Below are 14,938 nucleotides of genomic sequence, written 5' to 3' on the forward strand. Positions count from 1 at the left end.
GCCGAGCCGCGAAGGGGGATGGCGACTCCGGATAAGACGCGCCCGCTGGGATCTTGAAATCTACGCCGACATCTTGATGCCGGCGACGCCATTTTCGATCACCCCCGTCGCGCGCCTCGAGAGGGTGTTCACGGGGGTCGACACCTTGTCGACGACCATGAAGTGGGTCTGCCACGCCTCGCGCCCCACCTCGCAGACCATGTAGCCGCGCTGGTCGTTGGCGAATTTGAGTTCGGGGTTGCGCGCCAGCCACTCGTCCGTGCCGGGCCGCTTGTCGCTCCCGTCGCCGCCGCTCGAAATCGAAGTGCCGACGAACTCGCCCGCGACGACCTTGTCCTTGAGGATCAGGTCGCCGCAGAAATTCTGATGCTCGTCGCCGGTCAGCACGACCGCGTTGTTGACGCCGCCGAGGCGCGCCAGCATCCGCTCGCGCGGCGCCTCATAGCCCGCCCAGCTGTCGAGGTTCAGGATCTTCTGCTTCTCGCCCGGAAAGCGCCGCCGGTCGAGCGACATCATCGTCACCTGCTGCGCAATCGCGTTCCACCTCGCCCCGCCTTCTCCGAGATTTTTGGCGAGCCACGCCTCCTGCGCCTTCCCCAACACCTGCGCGTTTTTGTCGAAGACGCCGGGACAGGCGGGCTTGAAGCCGTCACCGCACGGCTGGTCGTCGCGATACTGCCGCGTGTCGAGGAGCTGCATCGACACGAGATTTCCGTACCGCAGCTCGCGGTTGAGCGCGACCATGCCGCCGCGCGGCAAGAGCGCGCGGCGCACCGGCATATGCTCGTACCACGCCTGCATCGCTGCCTGCTTCTTGAGCATGAAGACCTCGGGCGGGGGCGCGTCGGGGTCTTCGGCGTCGAGCCCCAGCTTCCAATTGTCGCGGTCCGATACCCAGTCGTTGCGGATCTCATGGTCGTCGAAGCTCGACAGAAAAGCGTGGCTGGACCGCGCCGCCTGCAGGTCGATGTCGCCGAGCTGCTGGCTGTAGGCGGTGCGGAAATCGGACAGGTCTATGAGGTTGCGCAGCGCGTTCTTGCGCACCGGCCGGCTGGGGAGTCCGTCGGTGAACAGATAGTCCTGGCTATATTCATAGATGAAATCGCCATAATGATAGACGAAGGCCAGATCCTCGCGGGCCAGATGGCGGTAGGCGCCAAAGAAGCCCGATTCGAAATGCTGACAGCCGCAGACGCCGAATTTCAGCGTGTCGACGCTCGCGCCGACCGCGGGAAGCGTGCGCGCGCGGCCGCGCAGGCTGCGCTCGCCCGCGGCGGTGAAGCGGTAATAATAGGGGCGGTCGGACTTGAGCCCCCCGACCTCGACATGGACGCTGTGCGCGAGTTCGGGATGCGCAAGCTCGGTTCCCTTCGCCACCACGTCGCGAAAACCGCCATCGCTCGCAACCTCCCACTCGACCGGCACCGGCGCGAGCGGCATGCCGCCGTGCGGCGCCATCGGCTCAGGGGCGAGCCGGGTCCAGATGACGAAGCCGTCGCTCGACGGATCGCCCGCCGCGACGCCCAGGCTGAAGGGAAAATCGCGGAACAGCCCGCCCTCGGCGCGCAGGATCGCGGGCGCCGACAGGCCGGCGAGGGTTGCGGTGGCGAGGAAGTGACGGCGGCTGACCATGGGGGCTCCTGCAGGCTGGCGCCGAAGCGTCGACTCGGCACCGAGCGGCATAGCCGAGCGCGAACGGGATGCCCATTGCCTGCATCGCGGCGGCTGCTTTGTCGCTTGCCACGGGGACGTGCGTCTGAAAGACTTTCGCATCGCCGGGTTGAGGGGGGGGAAAGCGATGAAGAAGCCATCTGAAAGGACCAGTGCGTTCGCCTTCGCGGCGGCTCTGGCGGTTGCTGCCGTGCCGGCGACCATGCTTCCTGCAGCGGCGCTCGCAGCGAGCGCTTCGGCGCAGGAAAGCACGGCGGCCCAGCAACGGGCGGCCGCCGAACGGCTGCTCGCGTCGCTGAATCGTCAGACGGGCACGATCCCGATCGACGTCGCAAAGGCCGATCTCGTTCTTGGCGACCGTTATTATTTCGTCGGCCCCGACCAGTCGCGCTCGATCCTCGTCGATATCTGGCGCAATCCGCCAGAAGCCGCCGACAATGTGCTCGGCATGGTCTTTCCGAAGGGCAAGAGCTTCGTCGACGACAGCTGGTCGGCGGTGATCACCTTCGAACGCTCGGGCTATGTCTCCGACGAGGATGCCAAGACGATCGATTATGACGCCCTGCTCGCCGACATGAGGAAAAGCGACGAGGAGCAGGCCGACAGCGTCCGCGCACAGGGTTATCCCGCGGGCATCGTCCAGCGCTGGGCGCAGGCGCCGACCTATGACGCCGCGAAGCACTCGCTCGTCTGGGCGCGCGATATCAAATTCGATGGCTCCTCCGAAGATGCACTCAACTACGACATCCGTCTGCTCGGCCGCTCGGGCGTGCTGAGCATGAACATCATCGCCGGGATGAGCCAGCTCGGCGAGGTGCACGAAGCCGCAAGGACCTTTGCGCAGGTCGCCAGTTTCCGCGCGGGGGCGCGCTATGCCGACTTCGATCCGTCGATGGACGAAAAGGCCGAATATGGGCTCGCCGGACTCGTTGCGGCGGGCGCGGGTGCAGCGGTCGCGAAGAAGGTCGGGCTGCTCGCTATTCTCGCCAAGTTCGGCAAGCTGATCTTCATTGCGATCATCGGGGCTTTCGTCGTGCTGCGCAATCGCATCGGCCGCCTCTTCGGGCGCCACCCGACGCTCGAAGCGTGGGAATGGGAAGCGCCCGCGACGGCCGCCGAGGATGATCGAAAAGCGTAGCAGATAATCCTTTGGCCGATCGAGCTTCGGCGGGGGCATCCATCGTCATTGCTTCGCTTCGCCTCCATGACGAAAGCCTATAGTCCGAGCGACAGCCGCGCGAACAGCGTCGCGCCCACGGGCGTCTTGCCATAGGCGGCTTCGAGCGCGTCGGGCTTGGCGAACGCCGCCACGCTGCCGCCCAGCGCGAGGTTCAGCGGGCCGGTCAGCGGGATGCGATAGGCATAGCCCGCCTGGAATTTGGTCACGCGGAAGGCGACGTCGTGCAGCGGGTCGGCATGGTCCGGAAACAGCTCGTCGTTCCGCACATTCTCGACCCGCGCGAACAGGCTGTGATGCCTGTCGATGTCCCAGTTGGCCTCGGCGAGCCATGCGGTCAGCGTGCCCCCCGGGTCGCGGTTCTTGGCGCTGAACGCCGCCATCGCCGACAGGCCCTTGCCGTTCGCGAACTGGACGCTCGCGGTGGTGCGATGCTCGTTCTCGCCCGCGTGCAGCGCCTCGGGCTCCTTCAGCCGCGCATGGCTCAGCTGAACCGCCCATTCGGGGGAGGGCGTCCATGTCCCGCGAACCGCCCAGCTGTCGAAGCGCGGGCTTTCGATGCCCCAGCGCTCTTCGTCGGGCTCGCGCCCGGTGAACAGCGAGGCTTCGAGCTGCACCTGCGGCGTCTGATAGCCGAGCGTCGCGACGCCATAGGTGATGTGCGTCGAATCGAACCAGTGATGGGTGATCGGCGCCTCGGGATTATAGCGCGCGCTGCCGCGGTGCATGAAGGCGCTGGGGCCGATCGCGGGCTCGCCGACCGGACCGCCGTAGAGGAACAGCCGGCCATTGTCGCCGACATCGACGTCGACCCGCGCCGCAAGCTCCATGAACAGATCGTGCGGATGCTGGCGGTCGACGAGCGGCACGCCCCCCGCGGATTCGCCTGCCGCGAACAAATTGGGATAGCCGCGGTTCGCCATCAGCGGTTCGAGGCTCATCATCGACTTGAACTGGACGCGCCCCCAGCCGGTGTCCTTTTCGGCGGACAGCATCAGCATCGACTGGACATAGGCCTTGTCGCCGCCGCGCGGCCCCGACTGGTCGGTATAGACGCCCCAGGCAAAGCCATGCGCCATCAGCATCCAGTCGTCGCCCGGCATCAGGTGGAGGCCGCTGTGCCCGCCCTCGTTGCCGGGAAGCCGCGACGTGCCGGACCCTTCGGCGGACGGGAGGGCCGCGTCCTGCTTCATCGCATAATGCCCCATCGCCGCATGGTCCATCGTGCCCGCGTCGTCCTGCGCATCGGGCTCGGGGGTCGGTTCGGGGCTCGCCGCCGGCATCGCGTGACCGGCGTGCGCCCCATGATTCTGCGCCGTGGCAGCCAAGGGGGTGAGGGCGAGCGCCGCAGCCCCCGCCAGCAGAGAGGTTTTCAGCATCATTCAGTCCCGTAGCAGCGAAAAGGGCGCGGCGGTCAAAACCATATCCGCATCATCCACACCGCCATCGCGATCATCATCAGATTCTCGGTCAGCGAGACGAAGCCCAGCGGCACCCTGCTGCTGCCGCCGACGCAGGCGCATTTGATCGCGCGCCGGTCGATATAGACCGCCTTCACCACCGACACCGCGCCGACGGTACCGATGAACAGCGCGACCGGGATCGACAGCCACGGCAGCGCGTGCGCGGTCATCAGCACGCCCGCCAGCCCCTCGGCAAAGGGATAGAGGCTCGCATAGGGCACCCAGCGGCGCGCGAGCAGGTCATAGTTCAGGAACATGGTCGCGAACCTGTCGACGTCCTGCAGCTTGAGCAGCGCGAGGACGATCATGCTGAACGAGATGAACCATTCGGCAGCCCGGAAGGTGAAAGCCTGGCCCTCGACCGCGAAGCTGGCGGCGAGCGCCATCAGCGCGGTCATCGCGAACAGCGCGATGACCGGCGTGTAGCTCGCCCTGTCGGGGTCGGCGACTTTCAGCCCGAAATGGCGGCGCAGATCGTCGTAGCCGCCGATCCGCACGCCGTCGATGAAGGTCTGCGGTGTCGTCTTGACGCCCTGTTCGGCCTTGAAGGCGTCGGTCTCCTCGCGCGTCGTCAACCAGCGGTCGTCGACCGCAAAGCCGCGGCTTTTCAGGAGATGCTTCGCCTTCAGGCCAAAGGGGCAGATATGGTCGGGCATGACCATGCGATAGAGGATTGCCTGTTTCATGCTGTCCCTATAGCGTCTGTACCATGGTACGGAGTCAAGCGATGTCGTTCACTATCGGGAAACTGGCTGCCGCAGGCGGGGTCGGGGTCGAAACGATCCGCTATTACCAGCGGCGCGGCCTCATCGGGACACCGGCGCGAAGCGGCGGCATCCGCCGCTATGACGACAACGATCTCCGGCGCCTGAAGTTCATCCGCGCGGCGCAGGCGGCGGGCTTCACGCTCGACGAGATTTCCGAACTGCTCGTGCTGGAGGAAAGCGACGACCGCGCCCGCGTCCGCACGCTGGCGCGCCAGCGAATCGCCGCGCTCGACGAAAAGATCGCCCAGATGTCTGAAGCCCGCGCCGCCCTCGCCCGCCTTGCCGATCAATGCGCGGCAAGCGACAAGGGGCCGTGCCCGATACTGGCGGCGTTCGAGCAGTAGAGCACCGGCCCTCGCGCCCGAAGTCCTCCCACGGCTTCGCCGCAGGGAGGCAAATTAGGAAATCAACCGTCGCGAGAGCGCCCGATTTCCTCTCCCGCAAAAACCCGAATCAACTATGCAGGAAGTGCATCACGTCGCCGTCCTGCACGACGTAGGCCTTGCCCTCGGCGCGCAGCTTGCCCGCCTCGCGCGCCTTGGCTTCGCCGCCGAGTGCGACATAGTCCTCAAACGCGATCGTTTCGGCGCGGATGAAGCCCTTCTGGAAATCGCTGTGGATCTCGCCCGCCGCCTCGGGTGCGGTCGCGCCCTTATGCACGGTCCATGCGCGCGCTTCCTTCGGTCCGACGGTGAAGAAGGTCAGCAGGTGGAGCAGCTCGTACCCGGCGCGGATCACGCGCGCGAGGCCGGTTTCGTGCAGCCCCATTTCCTCGAGGAACATCATGCGCTCGGCGGCGTCCATGCCGACGAGCTCGCTCTCGATCGCCGCGGAGACGATGACCGCCTGCGCGCCCTCGGCCTTGGCCCGCGCGAAGACGGCTTCGCTGTGGGCGTTGCCGGTGGCGGCACTCGCCTCCTCGACGTTGCAGACATAGAGGACGGGCTTGGTGGTGAGGAGCTGCGCCTGTTTCAGGATCCGCTCTTCCTCGACGTCCTTGGGCTCGGTCAGCCGCGCGGGCTTGCCGGCGCGAAGCAGATCGAGCGCCTGGCCGAGGACCGAGGCCGCAGCCTTGGCTTCCTTGTCGCCGCCGGTCGCCTTCTTCTGAAAGGCCGGGACGCGCTTTTCGAGGCTTTCAAGATCGGCGAGCAGCAATTCGGTCTCGACCGTCTCGGCGTCTGCAACCGGATCGACCTTGTTCTCGACATGCTGGATGTCGTCGTCCTCGAAACAGCGCAGGACGTGGACGATGGCATCGACCTCTCGAATATTGCCGAGGAACTGGTTGCCCAGCCCCTCGCCCTTCGACGCGCCGCGCACCAGCCCCGCGATATCGACGAAGGCGAGCTGGGTCGGGATGATCTTCTGGCTGCCCGCGATGGCGGCGAGCTTTTCGAGCCGGTCGTCGGGCACCGCGACATTGCCGATATTTGGCTCGATCGTGCAGAAGGGATAATTGGCCGCCTGCGCCGCCTGTGTCTCGGTCAGCGCGTTGAACAGGGTGGACTTGCCCACATTGGGCAGCCCGACGATCCCGCATTTGAAACCCATGAAATCATCCGATCGATCTGGAAACAGGCCAGCCCCTTAGCGAGGGGGGGCGGCCATTTCCAGATGCGATGGAACTTCGCCCCTTTGCCGTCGGCGATGCGCGTGTCTCCCCGCCCGTGGCGTCCGCGTTGCGGTGGGTTCATCCACTGCGGGCTAGGGCGGGAAAATGGGCTCACTCGCCAACCCCCTTCTGTCGCGGCCGATGGCCGGCCTGCTGATGCTGCTCGCGCTCACCGGCGCATCGCGGTTCGAGGCGGCGGTGCTCGACGAACTCAACGCGATGCGCGCCGATCCGGGCGAGTATAGCGAGCGGCTGCTCGACTATCGCGACCGGATCGACGGGCTGATCGTCTATGGCGAAGACGGCGAAGCGGACGTCCGGACCCGCGAAGGCGTGCGCCCCGTCGACGAGGCTATCACGGCTCTGCGCCGCGCCGGTCCGCTGCCGGAGCTGCGCGAAGGGCGGCTGCTCGCGCTGGCGGCGGCCGACCATGTCGCCGCGCAATCGCGCTCGGGGGAGGTTGGGCATTATTCGCGCGGCCGCAATCCGCCCGCGCGGCTCGTGGCGCGCGGCGGGGGCCGCTATGTCAGCGAGGTCATCACCTACGGCCACGGCGACCCCGAATCGGTGATCCGCCAATTGCTCGTCGACGATGGCGTTCCGGGGCGCGGCCACCGTTTCGAGCTGCTGTCGGCGCGCTATCGCTATGCGGGGGTCGCCTGCGGCCCGCATCCTGAATGGCGGAGCATGTGCGTCATCGAGCTTTCCGAAACCCCCGACGGCAGCGCGCCGCCGCCGCCCCGGCGCAGCCCCGCGGCGCCCTAGGCGCGCCGCCGGGTTTCGCTACGTCAGCCACCGGGCGAAGACCTTAACCGGCTGCCATTCCCAATCGAGGCGTTCGTAGAGTGCCGCTGCGGGGTTGCCGTCGCGCACCATCAGCTCGACCTTCGGACAGCCGCGTTCGCGCAGCCAGTCGCACGCCGCATCGAGCAGGCGCCGCGCGATCCCGGTGCCGCGGCAGTCGGGCAGCACGCCGAGATAATAGATCCAGCCGCGATGGCCGTCGAAGCCAGCCATGACCGTGCCGACGATCGCCGCATCATTTTCGGCGACAAGAATCGTCGCGGCGTCATGGCCCAGCGCGCGTGCGAAATCGGCGCGCGGCTCGTTCCACGGGCGCGTCAGCCCGCACGCCTGCCAGATCCCGATCGCGGCTTCGGCGTCGCCCGCCGTGGCGGGGCGCAGCAGGATCACGGCTGCAGCCTCAGCGCGAGATCATTCTGGAACCGCACATCGTCGCCCTCGGCGAGCCACGGCGCCTCTGCGGCGATGGCACCCAGAAGGTCGGTCAGCGGTTCGACCTCGCTCTTGTGGTAATTGCCCAGCACATGGCCGGTCACCCGGTCCTTGTGCCCCGGATGGCCGATGCCGATCCGCACGCGGCGGAAATCGTCTCCGATGTGCGCGATCATGCTGCGGATGCCGTTATGCCCCGCCGCGCCGCCGCCGCGCTTCACCTTGACCTTCATCGGGGCGAGGTCGAGTTCGTCATAGAAAGCGGTGAGGTCCTGCGGCGTCAGCTTGTAGAAATCCATTGCAGCGCGCACGCTGCGACCGCTTTCGTTCATGAAGGTTGCGGGTTTGAGGATCAGGACGCGTTCGCGGCCGATGCGGCCGTCCTGCAGCCAGCCCTGGAATTTCTTCGCAGGCGCACCAAAGCCGTGCATGTCGGCGATGACGTCGACCGCCATGAAGCCGACATTGTGGCGGTGCATCGCATATTGAGGCCCGGGATTACCGAGGCCGACCCAGAGCTGCATGATATTGCCTTTCCCGGGGTCCGGAAAAAGCCCCCTCCCTCAGCAGGGAAGGGGCCTCGTCCGATTGGATCAGGCTTCGTCGCCGCCTTCGGCTTCGCCTTCACCCGCATCCTTCGTCGTGTCGCCGTCGCTCGACTTGAGCGCCGACGGGGCAACGATGGTGGCGATGGTGAAATCGCGGTCGGTGATCGCGCTTTCGGCGCCCTGGGGCAGCGTGACATTGCTGATATGGATCGAATCGCCAACGTCGAAGCCGGTAACGTCGATCACGATCTCGTCGGGAATCTTGTCCGCTTCGCAGACGAGTTCCAGTTCGTGGCGAACGATGTTCAGCACGCCGCCGCGCTTCAGGCCCGGCGAGGCGTCTTCGTTCTGGAAGATGACCGGAACCGCGACCTGAACCTTGGCATCCTTGGCGATGCGCAGGAAGTCGGCGTGGATCGGGCGATCCTTGACCGGGTGAAAAGCGACGTCCTTCGGCAGCGTACGGATCGTCTTGCCGCCGACCTCGATCATCACAACCGAGTTCATGAAGTGACCCGTCATCAGCTGCTTCATCAGCAGCTTTTCCTCGATGTGGATCATCAGGGGTTCTTCTTTGCCGCCATAGACAACGGCGGGGACCCGGCCCTCACGACGCAGTTCGCGCGAGGCTCCCTTGCCTCCGCGTTCACGCGTCTCGGCCGACAGCACCAGCTGGTCGCTCATCATTTTTCTCCGAAACAGATTGCACAGTCCGCCACGCCTCCAGGGATGACCATGGCGGAAGCGCGGGCGCATAGCGGGCGCCGCGCGAAATTGCAAGGGCAGGTCCGAAGAAGCGCGCCGGCGCAGGCCCTCAGAAGCTGAGTTCGTCGTAGATATTCGACAGGTCGTGCGCCCACGGCCCTTCGTAACGGTCGAGCAGGTCGTGCGCGGGGGACTTGCCGCTCTTGGCGATGCGGCGGAGCGGTTCGAGGAAGCCGACTTCATTATCGCCCATCGAATTGACCTCGCCGCGCGCTGCAAGACCTGCCGCCGCAATGTCGAGCACCTTGTGCGCAAGGTCGCCGACGGTGCCGCCGCCGGGTGCGGGGGCGTCGAGGCCGTCCCGCGGCACCGCATCGCGCAGCATCTGCTGCTCCTCGATGGTCCATCCCTTCACCAGATCCCAGGCGGCGTCGAGCGCGCTCTGGTCGTAGAGCAGCCCGACCCAAAGGGCCGGAAGCGCGCAGATGCGGTTCCACGGCCCGCCGTCGGCGCCGCGCATTTCGAGGAAGCTCTTCAAACGCACCTCGGGGAAGGCGGTCGAAAGATGGTCGGTCCAGTCGGAAAGCCGCGGCAACTCGCCGGGGAGTGCAGGCAGTTCGCCCTCCAGGAAGTCGCGGAAGCTCTGCCCCGCAGCGTCGATATATTGGCCGTCGCGGAAGACGAAATACATCGGGACGTCGAGCATATAGTCGACATAGCGGTCATAGCCGAAGCCGTCCTCGAACACGAAGGGAAGCATGCCCGTGCGTGCGGGGTCGGTGTCTGTCCAGATGTGGCTGCGGTACGACATATAGCCGTTGGGCTTCCCCTCGGTGAAGGGTGAGGAAGCAAAGAGCGCGGTCGCGAGCGGCTGAAGCGCCAGGCTGACGCGGAACTTCTGCACCATGTCGACCTCGCTCTTGTAATCGAGGTTGGTCTGGATCGTGCAGGTGCGCAGCATCATGTCGAGGCCCATGCTGCCGACGCGCGGCATATGGTCGAGCATGATCCTGTAACGGCCCTTGGGCATGACCGGCAGCTCGGCGCGCGTCTTGTCGGGCCACATGCCGAGGCCGAGGAAGCCGAGGCCGAGTTCGGCGCCGACCTCCTTCACCTGCTTCAGATGCCGGCCGGTTTCGGCGCAGGTCTGGTGGAGATTTTCGAGCGGCGCACCCGAAAGCTCCAATTGCCCCGCGGGTTCGAGGCTGACCGTGCCGTCGCTGCCGGCGAGCGCGATGACGTGGCCGCCCTCGATCACCGGCTCCCAGCCGAAGCGGGTGAGCGCCATCAAAAGGTCGCGGATGCCCCCGGGCTCGTCGTAAGACGGGGCGCTATGGTCGCTGGTGCGATAGACGAATTTCTCGTGCTCGGTGCCGATGCGCCACATCTCGCGAGGCTTTTCGCCCTTCGCCATGGGGGCCGCGAGCTGGTCGCGGCTTTCGATGATGGGATCGTTTCGATCTGAAACCTGCCGCGTGCTCATGCGCGAGCATTTAGGGTGCGTCGAGCGATCTGACCAGTGGGTGATTGCATCACGGGTCCGGGCCGCTCGTGCCCCAATCGCCATAGGCTGCCATCCAGATGCCGGTTGCGGCGATGGCAGCGGTTTCTGCGCGCAGAATGCGGGGACCGAGCGCGATACGGCGTACCGCGGGATGCGCTAGCAGCGCTTCGCGCTCCCGGTCGGTGAAGCCTCCCTCGGGTCCCGTGAGGATCGCGGCTGGAGCGGGCGCGCCGGCATCGGTCAGCGGAATACCCCCCGCCTCGTCGGCGAAGAGAAGTGTGCGTTCCGCGGGCCAGTCTTTCAGGAGCTGCGGCAGTTTCACAGGCTCGGCGAGTTCGGGGAGTGCGGTGCGGCCGCATTGCTCGCATGCTTCCACGATCTGCGCCTCGATCCGCTCGCGCTTGACGCGCTCGACGATAGTACGCTCGGTGATGACCGGTTGCAGACGCGCGACGCCGAGCTCGGTTGCCTTCTCGATGATCCAGTCGAGGCGTGCCTTCTTGACCGGCGCGAAGCAGAGCCAGAGGTCGGGCACGCGTTCGAGCGGGCGCGTCTGACGCTCGATCCGGACGGTCAGCGTGCGTTTTCCCGTCTCGGCGATGCTGGCGAGCCATTCGCCGCTGCGATTGTCGAAAAGGAGCAGCGGATCGCCCGTCTTTGCGCGCATGACGTGCAGCAGATAATGCGCCGCCGTCCCGTCGATCGCCAGCGCGCTTTCCGCACCGAGGGGCTGATCGATGAACAGACGGGGCGTACTGGCGGGCGGCCAGGCTGGTGTGGCGGGCATAGCGCGCGGAATAGCCGATGCGCGCCGCTTTGCCCAGTCGGCGTGGCGGCGCGCCTTTTGTTTCGATTCGGAGCGGAATCGTGCGTGATCGATGGTTCCAGCCCGCATCCGATTAGCCTTTTGGTAAGCAGTTCGGGCTTAGGTGCACGATACCAGCCGCGCATCTGAGTGGACCGCGTGCCTGGTCCTTGGGGGGTGATTGAGGCGATGCGAGGGACCACCACCATTCGTCGTTTCCAAAAGGGCGCGAGCAGGCTGCTTCGCGACCAGCGCGGCAACGCCATGTTCCTGACGGCCGCGGCGGTTGTGCCGCTGATTGGCTTCGTCGGTTCTGCGGTCGATATCGGGCGCGCCTATATGGCCGAGCTGCGCCTTCAGCAGGCGTGCGACGCGGGCGTGCTCGCCGGCCGCCGCGCGATGGCGGGCGGCACCTATGATTCGGCCGCCCAGGCGGAAGCCGACAAGATGTTCAATTTCAATTATCCGGCCAACAGCTACGGCAGTCACAATATCGGCTTCGCGTCGCAGGCGTCGGGTAATTCGGACGTCACCGGCACCGCCAGCGCCGTTCTGCCGACTGCGCTGATGCACATATTCGGCAAGACCCAGTTCGACCTCACCGTCAACTGCACGGCGAAGCTCGAGATTTCCAACGTCGACGTGATGCTGGTGCTCGACGTGACGGGTTCGATGTCGCGCGCCAACGGCAGCGATACTGTCACCAAGATTGAGGGGCTGCGCACCGCGGCGATCGACTTCTTCGGAACGTTGACGGATGCTGACATAGGCGACGGACGGCTACGATTCGGGGTCGTTCCATACAGCTCATCGGTCAATGTCGGCGCCATCCTGATGGCAAAAAATCCAGACTGGTTGTCGGATAAGGTCAAGCTGCCGACGCGCAAGGCGGTGTTCCGCAAGGAATATGCCGATCCGACGACCGACGTTTCCGACGAATATTCGGACGGGCCCATCACGACCGATCGCGACTGGACGACCGAACGAGGCAGTGTGTCGGGCATACGGAACTCGTCGGACTGCGCAGCGCTCGTTCCCGACACGGACAGCCCGCGTCCAAGCGGGTCGCCCGACTATAACCGCACCGGCGTTTATGAAAGCGGCGACACGCGCGTCACGACTTATCGGACCGAGCAGGATTACATCTATCGCGGCCAGCAACAATATGTGTGGTCGAATAACAAGTGCAGGCTGCGCTACAAGAACTCCTATTTCACGCGGACCTATACCACCACGGTGACCGAAACGAAGACGGACGTGTTCGACAACAGATACCAATATATCGATTTCACATTCGACGTCAGCCGGGCGAAACTCGGCGAAGCACTGAAGTCGGATACGGGCGATCGTGGGACCGACATTTCGACCTATTGGGAAGGCTGCATCATCGAGCGTTATACCACGCCGTTTGGTCCTACCGAGACTGCGCCCGCTGACGCCTATGACATGGACATCGACATGGAGCCGACCAATGTCGGTGACGACTCCGATGACACCAAATGGAAGCTGTTCCTGCCCGCAGTCACCTTCGATCGCGGTCAGAGAGGCGAGTTCACCTCGTCGAGCGACTATAAAAATTTTGCTGAAAAGGGTGGCGACTATGCCGCCTGCCCGGTGCCGGCGATGAATCTGACCGTGATGACCAAGGATGACGCCGACACCTTTGCCAACTATATCAATTCGCTGCAGCCCAAGGGTTATACCTATCACGACGCCGGCATGGCGTGGGGCGCGCGGCTGATGTCACCTACCGGTCTGTTCAAGAGCGAGAATGCCACCGCCGACAATGGCCGGCCAATCAGCCGGCACATTATTTTCATGACCGATGGCGACATGATGACGCCGCGGTCCAACCTGTCGCATCAAGGCAATGAATCGACGATGCAGCGGATCGGCGCGACCAGCGATGACAATGCGATTTCGCGCCATAACAACCGTTTCGTCCAGCTTTGCAGGGCTGCGCGCGACCGCGGCATCACCATCTGGGTCGTCTCCTTCGGGGTCGGCAGCAACGCCAATCTTAACAAATGCGCATCCTCGGGGCAGGCTTATGAAGCCGATGATTCGGAAGAGCTGAACGAGAATTTCCAGTCGATCGCGCGCCAGATTTCCAAGCTGAGGCTGTCGCAGTGATACGGGTGACTGCCCTTCTGCGTCGTCTGTACTGCGATGGTCGAGCGGTTGCGATGGTCGAGTTCGCGCTGACGGCACCCCTCTTCATGCTCGTCCTTATGGGTATATTTGACTATTCGTGGCAGATGTACGCACAGCAGGTGCTGCAAGGCGCGGTCAGCGAAGCCGGACGAGATTCAACGCTCGAAACCTTCGCGGACGACCAGACTGTGCTCGACACGCGCGTTCGCGAACAGGTGCTGCGCGTGTTCGGGGAGGCCGATGTACAATTCAGCCGCAAAGCTTATGACCAGTTCAGTCAGGTCGGTGTCGAGGAGCGCTATACCGACGCCAACGGCAACGGCAGCTATGACGCTGGCGAATGCTATGACGACAGTAATGGCAACGGCCGCTGGGATCCCGATCGCGGGCGCACCGGCAATGGCGGTGCGGATGATATCGTCCTCTACACCGTCTCGATGACGTACGACCGCGTCCTCCCCGTGTGGCGGATGCTCGGCCAGCCACAGTCGGTGACCTTGTCCTATACGACGGTGCTTCGCAACCAGCCGTTCGCCTCGGGCTCGGACGCCGCGCCGGACAGCTGCCCATGACCGCCCGCGCTCACCTTCGGCGCCGATTTCGCGCCCTAGTCGCACAATTCGCGCGGAACGTTCGGGCGGCCGTCATCATCGAAATGGCGTTCGCCATTCCCTTTCTGGTGTTGCTAGGCTTCGGAGGGCTCGAGATCGCCAATCTGACGCTCACCCATACGCGCATCAGCCAGCTCGGGCTCAACACCGCCGACAACGCCTCCCGCATTGCCGCAGGCAGCAATCTGGCGCAGCCGCAGGTGCGTGAAGCCGACATCAACGATGTGTTCGCGGGGGTCGAGAAACAGGCCGGCAATCTGCATTTCGAACAGCACGGCCGAATCATTCTGTCGAGTCTCGAGCGCAACAGCGACGGCGGGCAATGGATCCACTGGCAGCGATGCTACGGCGACCTCAATGTCGATTCAAGCTATGGGACGGAGGGCGACGGGCAAAGCGGGACCGACTTTCCGGGCATGGGCCCTGAGGGTGCAGAGGTCACCGCGGCGGCGGGGACGGCGGTGATGTTCGTCGAGGTTGTTTATGAATATCAGCCGCTTCTCTACGGCAAGTGGCTCGGCACCAGGACGATCCGGTCGACGGCTGCGTTCAACATCCGCGAAGCGCGCGACTTGAGCCAAGTCTACAATCCCTCGCCCGCGGCGACTAAGTCGAGCTGTTCCTGACGACCGCTGTCTGGCGCCAATCAGGCATTTATCACGAGCGCGTCGGCTGCTATCGCCCA

General features: G+C 65.0%; 15 protein-coding genes. 6 read left to right on the forward strand and 9 right to left on the reverse strand.

All coding sequences use genetic code 11. The annotated features are described in order from the left end of the window. Positions 1-60: 60 nt before the first annotated feature. Positions 61-1,632 (reverse strand): alkaline phosphatase D family protein, encoded by a 1,572-nt coding sequence (locus B5X69_RS14795; RefSeq protein WP_079639506.1) that lies wholly within the window; start codon positions 1,630-1,632, stop codon positions 61-63. A gap of 166 nt (positions 1,633-1,798) precedes the next feature. Here B5X69_RS14795 and B5X69_RS14800 point away from each other — a divergent pair, with 166 nt between their 5' ends. Next, positions 1,799-2,809 carry a DUF2167 domain-containing protein gene (locus B5X69_RS14800; RefSeq protein ID WP_079639480.1) on the forward strand — a complete coding sequence of 337 codons (1,011 nt, stop codon included), beginning with the start codon at positions 1,799-1,801 and terminating at the stop codon, positions 2,807-2,809. A 77-nt stretch (positions 2,810-2,886) separates the two neighbouring features. Here B5X69_RS14800 and B5X69_RS14805 read toward each other — a convergent pair whose 3' ends face one another. After that, positions 2,887-4,227, reverse strand: coding sequence for a hypothetical protein (locus B5X69_RS14805; RefSeq protein ID WP_079639507.1), 1,341 nt, complete (start codon positions 4,225-4,227; stop codon positions 2,887-2,889). Positions 4,228-4,262: 35 nt separating this feature from the next. Then, complete coding sequence (locus tag B5X69_RS14810; RefSeq protein ID WP_245798758.1) at positions 4,263-4,997, reverse strand: glutaredoxin family protein; 735 nt, start codon at positions 4,995-4,997, stop codon at positions 4,263-4,265. A gap of 41 nt (positions 4,998-5,038) precedes the next feature. Here B5X69_RS14810 and B5X69_RS14815 point away from each other — a divergent pair, with 41 nt between their 5' ends. Continuing rightward, positions 5,039-5,422: a MerR family transcriptional regulator gene (locus B5X69_RS14815; protein ID WP_079639481.1), complete on the forward strand. Its 384-nt coding sequence runs from the start codon at positions 5,039-5,041 to the stop codon at positions 5,420-5,422. A gap of 109 nt (positions 5,423-5,531) precedes the next feature. Here B5X69_RS14815 and ychF read toward each other — a convergent pair whose 3' ends face one another. After that, the gene (gene ychF, locus B5X69_RS14820) at positions 5,532-6,629 is read right to left on the reverse strand and encodes a redox-regulated ATPase YchF (protein WP_079639482.1); all 1,098 of its coding nucleotides are present in this window, start codon (positions 6,627-6,629) and stop codon (positions 5,532-5,534) included. A gap of 166 nt (positions 6,630-6,795) precedes the next feature. Here ychF and B5X69_RS14825 point away from each other — a divergent pair, with 166 nt between their 5' ends. Continuing rightward, positions 6,796-7,455 carry a CAP domain-containing protein gene (locus B5X69_RS14825; protein ID WP_139375812.1) on the forward strand — a complete coding sequence of 220 codons (660 nt, stop codon included), beginning with the start codon at positions 6,796-6,798 and terminating at the stop codon, positions 7,453-7,455. A gap of 18 nt (positions 7,456-7,473) precedes the next feature. Here B5X69_RS14825 and B5X69_RS14830 read toward each other — a convergent pair whose 3' ends face one another. From B5X69_RS14830 to B5X69_RS14850, 5 genes are all read right to left on the reverse strand, one after another. After that, positions 7,474-7,884 carry a GNAT family acetyltransferase gene (locus B5X69_RS14830; RefSeq protein WP_079639484.1) on the reverse strand — a complete coding sequence of 137 codons (411 nt, stop codon included), beginning with the start codon at positions 7,882-7,884 and terminating at the stop codon, positions 7,474-7,476. After that, positions 7,881-8,450 (reverse strand): aminoacyl-tRNA hydrolase, encoded by a 570-nt coding sequence (gene pth / locus B5X69_RS14835; protein ID WP_079639485.1) that lies wholly within the window; start codon positions 8,448-8,450, stop codon positions 7,881-7,883. The genes B5X69_RS14830 and pth overlap by 4 nt, the downstream gene beginning before the upstream one ends. Before the next feature lie 69 nt (positions 8,451-8,519). Further along, the gene (locus B5X69_RS14840; protein ID WP_079639509.1) at positions 8,520-9,158 is read right to left on the reverse strand and encodes a 50S ribosomal protein L25/general stress protein Ctc; all 639 of its coding nucleotides are present in this window, start codon (positions 9,156-9,158) and stop codon (positions 8,520-8,522) included. Between the two features lie 130 nt (positions 9,159-9,288). Continuing rightward, positions 9,289-10,662, reverse strand: coding sequence for a glutamate--cysteine ligase (locus tag B5X69_RS14845; protein WP_079639486.1), 1,374 nt, complete (start codon positions 10,660-10,662; stop codon positions 9,289-9,291). A 49-nt stretch (positions 10,663-10,711) separates the two neighbouring features. Next, positions 10,712-11,470 (reverse strand): 16S rRNA (uracil(1498)-N(3))-methyltransferase, encoded by a 759-nt coding sequence (locus tag B5X69_RS14850; protein ID WP_079639510.1) that lies wholly within the window; start codon positions 11,468-11,470, stop codon positions 10,712-10,714. Between the two features lie 207 nt (positions 11,471-11,677). Between B5X69_RS14850 and B5X69_RS14855 the strand changes: the two genes are divergently transcribed. Genes B5X69_RS14855 through B5X69_RS14865 form a run of 3 tightly spaced genes read left to right on the forward strand, consistent with a single transcriptional unit; the run spans position 11,678 to position 14,879 of the window. After that, positions 11,678-13,621 (forward strand): TadE/TadG family type IV pilus assembly protein, encoded by a 1,944-nt coding sequence (locus B5X69_RS14855; RefSeq protein ID WP_079639511.1) that lies wholly within the window; start codon positions 11,678-11,680, stop codon positions 13,619-13,621. Between the two features lie 53 nt (positions 13,622-13,674). Next, positions 13,675-14,214, forward strand: a complete 540-nt coding sequence (locus tag B5X69_RS14860; RefSeq protein ID WP_139375813.1) for a TadE family protein — start codon at positions 13,675-13,677, stop codon at positions 14,212-14,214. After that, positions 14,211-14,879, forward strand: a complete 669-nt coding sequence (locus B5X69_RS14865; RefSeq protein ID WP_079639488.1) for a TadE/TadG family type IV pilus assembly protein — start codon at positions 14,211-14,213, stop codon at positions 14,877-14,879. The genes B5X69_RS14860 and B5X69_RS14865 overlap by 4 nt, the downstream gene beginning before the upstream one ends. Positions 14,880-14,938 lie beyond the last annotated feature (59 nt).

The organism is Sphingopyxis flava (assembly GCF_900168005.1).
Taxonomy (GTDB): domain Bacteria; phylum Pseudomonadota; class Alphaproteobacteria; order Sphingomonadales; family Sphingomonadaceae; genus Sphingopyxis; species Sphingopyxis flava.

Bases quoted from the DNA above. Each gene is read 5' to 3' on its own strand.
- B5X69_RS14795 (WP_079639506.1), bottom strand. From the start codon at position 1,632: ATGGTCAGCCGCCGTCACTTCCTCGCCACCGCAACCCTCGCCGGCCTG.
- B5X69_RS14800 (WP_079639480.1), top strand. From the start codon at position 1,799: ATGAAGAAGCCATCTGAAAGGACCAGTGCGTTCGCCTTCGCGGCGGCT.
- B5X69_RS14805 (WP_079639507.1), bottom strand. From the start codon at position 4,227: ATGCTGAAAACCTCTCTGCTGGCGGGGGCTGCGGCGCTCGCCCTCACC.
- B5X69_RS14810 (WP_245798758.1), bottom strand. From the start codon at position 4,997: ATGAAACAGGCAATCCTCTATCGCATGGTCATGCCCGACCATATCTGC.
- B5X69_RS14815 (WP_079639481.1), top strand. From the start codon at position 5,039: ATGTCGTTCACTATCGGGAAACTGGCTGCCGCAGGCGGGGTCGGGGTC.
- ychF (WP_079639482.1), bottom strand. From the start codon at position 6,629: ATGGGTTTCAAATGCGGGATCGTCGGGCTGCCCAATGTGGGCAAGTCC.
- B5X69_RS14825 (WP_139375812.1), top strand. From the start codon at position 6,796: ATGGGCTCACTCGCCAACCCCCTTCTGTCGCGGCCGATGGCCGGCCTG.
- pth (WP_079639485.1), bottom strand. From the start codon at position 8,450: ATGCAGCTCTGGGTCGGCCTCGGTAATCCCGGGCCTCAATATGCGATG.
- B5X69_RS14840 (WP_079639509.1), bottom strand. From the start codon at position 9,158: ATGAGCGACCAGCTGGTGCTGTCGGCCGAGACGCGTGAACGCGGAGGC.
- B5X69_RS14845 (WP_079639486.1), bottom strand. From the start codon at position 10,662: ATGAGCACGCGGCAGGTTTCAGATCGAAACGATCCCATCATCGAAAGC.
- B5X69_RS14850 (WP_079639510.1), bottom strand. From the start codon at position 11,470: ATGCCCGCCACACCAGCCTGGCCGCCCGCCAGTACGCCCCGTCTGTTC.
- B5X69_RS14855 (WP_079639511.1), top strand. From the start codon at position 11,678: ATGCGAGGGACCACCACCATTCGTCGTTTCCAAAAGGGCGCGAGCAGG.
- B5X69_RS14860 (WP_139375813.1), top strand. From the start codon at position 13,675: ATGGTCGAGTTCGCGCTGACGGCACCCCTCTTCATGCTCGTCCTTATG.
- B5X69_RS14865 (WP_079639488.1), top strand. From the start codon at position 14,211: ATGACCGCCCGCGCTCACCTTCGGCGCCGATTTCGCGCCCTAGTCGCA.